At 51.6% G+C, this 6432-nt stretch carries 9 protein-coding genes; 1 reads left to right on the top strand and 8 read right to left on the bottom strand.

Annotation, left to right across the window (positions count from 1 at the left end; genetic code table 11):
• Positions 1-69 precede the first annotated feature (69 nt).
• The 8 genes from AACR77_RS14945 to AACR77_RS14910 form a co-directional block, all read right to left on the bottom strand.
• Positions 70-675 carry an NAD(P)H-dependent oxidoreductase gene (locus AACR77_RS14945; RefSeq protein WP_042878436.1) on the bottom strand — a complete coding sequence of 202 codons (606 nt, stop codon included), beginning with the start codon at positions 673-675 and terminating at the stop codon, positions 70-72.
• A 54-nt stretch (positions 676-729) separates the two neighbouring features.
• Positions 730-1161, bottom strand: a complete 432-nt coding sequence (locus AACR77_RS14940) for a MerR family transcriptional regulator (protein WP_042878435.1) — start codon at positions 1159-1161, stop codon at positions 730-732.
• A 222-nt stretch (positions 1162-1383) separates the two neighbouring features.
• Positions 1384-1842 carry a hypothetical protein gene (locus AACR77_RS14935; RefSeq protein WP_042878433.1) on the bottom strand — a complete coding sequence of 153 codons (459 nt, stop codon included), beginning with the start codon at positions 1840-1842 and terminating at the stop codon, positions 1384-1386.
• 138 nt (positions 1843-1980) lie between these two features.
• Positions 1981-2838 (bottom strand): HNH endonuclease signature motif containing protein, encoded by an 858-nt coding sequence (locus AACR77_RS14930; protein WP_081999307.1) that lies wholly within the window; start codon positions 2836-2838, stop codon positions 1981-1983.
• A gap of 178 nt (positions 2839-3016) precedes the next feature.
• Complete coding sequence (locus tag AACR77_RS14925; protein ID WP_139739542.1) at positions 3017-4072, bottom strand: hypothetical protein; 1056 nt, start codon at positions 4070-4072, stop codon at positions 3017-3019.
• 116 nt (positions 4073-4188) lie between these two features.
• Positions 4189-4617, bottom strand: coding sequence for a VOC family protein (locus AACR77_RS14920; RefSeq protein ID WP_042878430.1), 429 nt, complete (start codon positions 4615-4617; stop codon positions 4189-4191).
• Between the two features lie 381 nt (positions 4618-4998).
• Positions 4999-5592, bottom strand: coding sequence for an MliC family protein (locus AACR77_RS14915; RefSeq protein WP_042878427.1), 594 nt, complete (start codon positions 5590-5592; stop codon positions 4999-5001).
• A gap of 109 nt (positions 5593-5701) precedes the next feature.
• Positions 5702-6070 (bottom strand): DUF2061 domain-containing protein, encoded by a 369-nt coding sequence (locus AACR77_RS14910; protein WP_041215753.1) that lies wholly within the window; start codon positions 6068-6070, stop codon positions 5702-5704.
• A 180-nt stretch (positions 6071-6250) separates the two neighbouring features.
• Here AACR77_RS14910 and AACR77_RS14905 point away from each other — a divergent pair.
• A partial coding sequence (locus AACR77_RS14905) for a hypothetical protein (RefSeq protein WP_042878425.1) occupies positions 6251-6432 on the top strand: 182 nt, incomplete at its 3' end.

The following is a 6432-nucleotide window of genomic DNA, read 5'->3' as shown; positions in this document are numbered from 1 at the left end:
AAGGTTAGCCTTTCAACATGTAATTGGGACAGCGCCTTTTTAATGGGCAAAACATGCCCATGGCAGGGATTAGGCGGGGCGCCTGCCCAGCCGCCGCACATCCTGGCGGGCGGCTGCCCCGGCCTGGCCGAGCCAGCGCTGGCGGGCCCCCTCATCCGAGGTGTGGACGGGCCCCAGATGCTGGCGGTGGGTCAGCCGGATGCCACAGAGCCCGAGCACCGGCTTGTCCAGGGTGCGATCCAGGGGAGCTCCCTGCCACCAGCGGTAATACCAGGGGGGGCTGTCCATGGTGAGCAGCAGGCGTGCCGTCTTGCCGGCGAGCAACTGCTCCGGGTGCGCCTTCCCCGGCTGGTAGCGAAAGGCGAAACCCGGCAGCAGGGTGCGATCCAGCAGCCCCTTGAGCCGGGCTGGCAGGTGGCCCCACCAGACGGGGGCGACGATCACCAGATGGTGGGCCTGCACCAGGCTCTGCTGCACCGCCTGCAGATCCGGTTCGAGGGGCTGCACCTCGTCATAGCCATGGTGAAGATCCGGCGCGAAGGCGAGCTCCCCCACGTGATGCAGGGTGACGCGCGCGCCCCCTTGCTCGGCACTGCGGGCATACTCCCGGGCGAGGGCGTGGCAGAGGCTGTCGGGTTTGGGGTTGCCGTTGAGAACAAGCAGGTTGGGGGTCATGGTATGGCTCCTTGAAGTGAGCCCCCATTACACCCCTTGTCCCATGGGACAGAGTCAAGCCACCTTTTGTCCCCGATCCGCGGCGGCGGGATGATCCCGCTCGTCGGGGGATTGCCGCGCCGGGGCGCCATAGCGGCACGGGTGCTGCGCCAGCAGCGTGGCGCACTGGCTCAAGCCCTGATGCTGGCGTTGCAGCCTGGCGACCTCCGCCTCGATCTGCGCCAGCTTGTCCGCGATAAGCTGCTCCACCTTCTGCCAGGGGAAGTGATCGAGGCTGGTGACGCCCGCGAGCAGGGGAACCAGCTCCCCGAGCTTGCAGCCAAGCCGCTGGGCCTCGCGGATAAAGCCGACCCACTCCAGATCCTCGGCCCGGTAGACGCGATACTTGCCGCGCCGCCTGGGCTCGGGCAGCAGCCCGAGCTGCTCGTAGAGACGGACCGCCTTTGGGGTGGTGCCCGCCAGCCGGGCAAATTCGCCGATATACATAGTGCTGCTCGCAAAGGTTGTTCGAGTAGGGGCTCACTATAGGCTAGTGGTAGGGGGGAGAGAATCCCCATGGTGGAGGGGCGCGCCACAGGAGCATGATATGACAGCGCTGACCCGTCATGGGGTCATAACGGGCGTAGATGGGCTGGTGATAACTAGATCTGTACAATCCGGCTACCTGTGAGCTGAAGACAGGCATAGGCACCGAGCAAATACCTGAGGTTACGAGTCATTCCTTGATGTTGTGCGATGCTTTAACTTGGCATCTATTTTATCCGAAAGATCCGAGAAACCGTCCAGATCAAAAGGGGCGTAAATGCGCTTGAGGCTGTTGGTTCGAATGACCATGCAATTGACGATGAGCAATTTTCCCATACTCACCCCCACCATCTCGGCATATGGTATGGATACTTTTCGGAAAAAACGGTTTCTACCAACAACATCGTCACTACTCAATTCGACTGAAAACAACCTGGACGCTTGCGCCATCACGAACAATACAACGAAGGCTGCTAGCAGTATTTTCAGATATTGGTAAAAGAGCCAGATACCCAGCTCCATGTTGAGTTGAGTTTTGAATGCACTGAGCGCAACGAATCCTACAAAAATCAATGTGATAAATATAAAGAACCGCTTGCTCATGAGAAGCAATGGGCGTTGCCAATTCAAAGAATACTTCATGACTTCTTCCTGCTAGATTGAGGCATACTGTCCAGGTACCAAGCTGACAAGGTGCTATCACCAATACATATACAACAGTCATTACCACGGTTTATTAGAGTTGGTGACATCACGTGTTGAAATATTCTATTTATACATTCATTTCCCAAAGGCCACTTTAATGATATTTCCTTGGCGTACTTCATACTTTTGTTCAAGTTTCCATTTAGGGTTTTGCTGCCATTTAATACCAGTCTCTATACAAAAACCTACACCACAATAAGCTATTACACTATTTGTGATCCTAGAGCCCATAACCGTTGTGCCAGAGGCGGAAAAATCAATGTTGGTCTCACCAATAGCAAAGTTAATTTCAACGGCCGTTATTGGGAAATTAAAATCAGAGTTATATGAAATACCAAACATAGATTGAAGTTGCTCTTTGTCTTCAACTTCAGAGAATCGTAAATATAAATGGTCTCCATTACTATAGTGTATTTCTAACTCCTTCCCTTGAGGAGGAGATCGAAGATCAACTGGATTGCCAATATTTTCCCAAGAGTTTTCATCTATTATTAGTCGCTCTTCAGCCCTTAAACTAAGCATACTAATGCTCAGTCTTTGAAAACCACTAGCATCTCGTGAAAATGATACCAAATTATGCCCATCAATTTGGACAGGTATTGGTGTCTCATAGTAAAGGTTACCACCAACGATCGATAGTAGGTCTCTGCGCAGCCAATCTAGGTTGCCTCTTACTTGTTTAGAGTGAACGCGGTTCATTTTAAAATCATGAAGTTGTTCGACTGTATATGCATTTCCATCTGCTTTTTTATGGTGTTGAGCACATAGCGCAATCATGCCTTTAGGATCATTGTGTGGTTTGATATGAATCGGAGGATCAAAATGATGGTATTCCAAGTATGGGTTACCGCAATCTTTAACTGGGCAACCAAAGCCGACCTCTTCTCTCAATATCTCTTTGATCTTTTTGGGAATAGATGCTCTTTTAGCCACCGATCTCTCCTAAATGTGTAATGTGTTCATAGCTATCGAGGCTTTACTGCGTCCAGTATCCTAAAACGGAGTAATGACCGCGAGGGCAGACGATTTATTATCAGGCTATCAGTATGATATGTCTATTCGCGATTTTTAGATTTTGTTTCGTTATTCTAACCTACTGGATATTATGCTCTTATTCATTGATTAGAAGAATTGTCTCATAGTTAGAAATCATATCATCACGAAAAGATTTAAAATCAGTCACAGATGTAATGCGACGACCTTCTTGTGTCATAATTTTTTTGAATGTGCTGGTGAAATAACTATTTAGCTCTGAGGATAAGTCGCGCAGGTATATGTTGTGGCCTTTTTTTTGAATTTCAATGGCAATTTTAAGTACTTCCTGTAGGGGTTTGTCATTACTAGCATACAGAAATTCTTTATTGCTTGGTTTTTTTTGCCAGTGTTCAAAGAACTTGTCTAACAGAAACAAATCCCAAGTCATGTTTATTAAACCTTGCTTATTTATCTTAGCTGATTGCTCTGGGGTATATTTCATTAACTTAGGTATCGGTTTTTTACCAAATAGTTTTATAGCAAAACAAGTGACAACGAGTGAAAACAAAAAATCATGATGACACCATTGCCAGAAGTATTTTAGTTTTTCTTCACCTGTAGTATCTTTCCTATAATAAAATAATTCAGTTACTTTAAGGACTAGTAAATATATTGTGTCCCACTTCTTAAGTCTTTGATACTCTACAAGTCGATATTTTAAATGAGAACGTTCTAAAGATCTTGGCTCAGGTAGTTCGATGGTATCAGTATTACCAAGTGCAAATTGGGCTAAAACGTCCATATCTGCATTGTCAATTTGACGAAACAGTATCAAGTCATCAATTAACTCATCAGGGCACTGATTTCTATAGTTCAATTTTTCATATATTGCAATTGTTGGGTCAAGAATTATATTCGTGAATTTAGCAAAAACCATCAAAGCTATAGCATTTCTGTGCAATGGTTGTTTTTTATCTTTTTTTACAGCATTTAGCACATACTGATATATGTTAAGGTCTAGATGGATTGTATATTCTACATTATTAAATTCTAAGTTATATAGGTATGCTGATGGATTATATATATCTCTCACATTTCCTAGTGTAAATGAATGAACGAACCAATCATTCTCAATCATCTTGTCGATTATTTTCCCCGCATAAAATGGGAGTTGATAAACTACGAGTGCCATTTTAAATTATTTTTCCTATAGATAGATTTTTTTATACTTACCACTTTTATTCCTTCATAGTTGCGAAGATGCTCCAAGATGGGGATCTAAATTGCTGAAGGTATGGAATAGTGTAGCTAGAAAGTGATCACCACCGACCCCGCACTGCGCTTTGCCTCGCCGTGATAGACCGCTTCGATATTATTGCCGTCCGGATCGAGGACAAAGGCGGCGTAATAGCCGGGGTGATAGACCCGCTCGCCGGGGGCGCCGTTATCCTGGCCGCCATGGGCCAGCGCTGCCTGATAGAAGCGATCGACTGTGGCGCGGTCCTGCGCCTGGAAGGCGAGGTGATGGCGACCGGTCAGTGCGCCGAGCGCTGCCGGGCTGTCGATGGATGTGACAAACAGCTCGTCAGCCCAGAAGTAACCCTCACCCGCGCCGCCGATTGGCACATCGAGGGTGGCCAGTATGGCCCTGTAAAAGCGCTCGCTGGCGGTCAGGTCTTTCACCACCAGCTGGAGATGGTCGATCAGCCGACCCCGATGCAGTGTGTGCGTTTCCATACATTCACTCCACTCGACATGGTTGAATCAGTCACTTACCTCTTGCCGGTTGTGCCCTTTGGCGACGCTACCGCCCTGAATGTCAGCTTCCAGCTTGCTGAGATTGACCAATTGGGCGTGGTTGGCGTGGCTCATGGGAGACTCCGACGAGGCGTGTGTTGCCAATTGGCTATATTAACGGCCCGCGAGCGAAGGGAAAGGAGGAAATGGCGAATTGCCGGGCAAGCTCAACAAATGGAGGTCAGCCCGAAAGCCTGGCGTCCGGGCTGGATTGGCGAGAGGGGCTGGGGGGATAGGTAAAAGGGGGCGAGTGGCCACCAGCTGGTGACCCTCTTGCTGCCTGTACGGGAGTGGTTGCCCGGCCTCTGGCCGGGCGGGGGATCAGTTGCCCGGGATCTCGCTGCAGTTAAGGGTGGGCTGACCGTAGCGCTCCAGCATGGCGTCGCTCCCCTTGGTCCAGAGGGTGAGGTTTTGCCCCTCGTACCGGGCGCCGCTGGCGCTGGGGGTCTCATAGGCGAGCACCTGCTGCTGGTTGTTCCCCTCGCTCAGGTTGATCATGGCGGCGGGCCGCTTGGCCTCGTTGTAGAAGTAGGTGGAGAGGGTGACGCTCTTGCCGCACTGATAATCGACCGGCGTCGGCACCTTCAGTTGGCCGCCTTTTATCTGCAACTCGGTGATCCGCAACTGGTAGCTCTCTTCCACGCACTGGCGCAGGTCGCCCGCCTTCCAGCAGTCGTTGCGCCCCTTGATCCAGCCGCGCTGGATGGCGCGCTCGCTCTTCTGCTGCTCGGGGGAGAACCCGGCAATCGCCTTGGGATAGAGGGCTGACAGCTCGTTATCCAGCGCAGCCAGTCCGGCATCCTTGCAAATGAGGGTTTCGGCGGCGCCTTTCGCCTTGGCGCATTCGAAGGACGGGGTGGCCGCCGCGGCCAGCAGAGGGGAAAACAGCAGGGTACCAAGCAAGATCTTGTTCATCGACAGGGCTCCAACAGGGGGCATGATGCCCCGTGACCAGAGCACACTTTACACCCTAAAGAGGCAGGAGCACCCCGTGTTTTTGGGGCCAGGCGGCCCTGCATGGCAATCAGACGCTGGCCAGCGCCAAGGTCTGGCGGCTGCGCCACAGCCGCTCGTGGAAGAAGAAGACGACGGTGTTGATGGCAGGTTCGATCAGTGCCATCACGCCGCCGGTGAGCAGCTCACCACTCAGCAGGTAGGCGACACCGAAGGCCACCGAGAAGTGGACCAGGGCGAAGCTGCTGGTCTTGGCCTGCAGGCTGTGCTCAGGCTTGAGCTTGTGCCAGCCAAGGTCGTGGAAGTAGAAGGCGACCGTGTTCACGGCGGGCTCGATGAGGGCGATCAGGCTGGCGGTGAGCAGTTCGCCGGTCAGCAGGTAAGCCACGGTGAAGGCGACACAAAAGTGCAGGATGGCGAAGCTGATGGTCTTTTTCATGGTGGTGTCTCCTCTGGCGATGAAGGCAGTATCACCCAGAACCTCATCAAATGAAAACCATTCTCATCTATTGGCGAAATAGAAAATGCCTATTGACCGGTGGAGGCACCACCAGATTGGGAGTTGCCCGGGAACGCAACGGCGCTAGAGTGTGCCTTTTGCCATGAAAAAGGAGCTTTCATGACCATCAACTCCAACCTGTTTGTTCTCTTCATGCTGCTGCTGATGATCGTCGTCGGCGTGGTGGCATGGCGACTGGCCCGGCGCAAGAGCCGCCACCCGGGGCTTGTCACCTTCCTGTGCGTGCTGCTCTGCCTGGTGCCGCCCTTTGCCCTGCTGGCGCTGCTCATTCTGGCACTGTG

The organism is Aeromonas sp. ZOR0002 (assembly GCF_963866995.1).
Classification (GTDB): Bacteria; Pseudomonadota; Gammaproteobacteria; order Enterobacterales; family Aeromonadaceae; genus Aeromonas; species Aeromonas caviae.
This window is presented reverse-complemented; position numbering and strand designations above follow the sequence as displayed.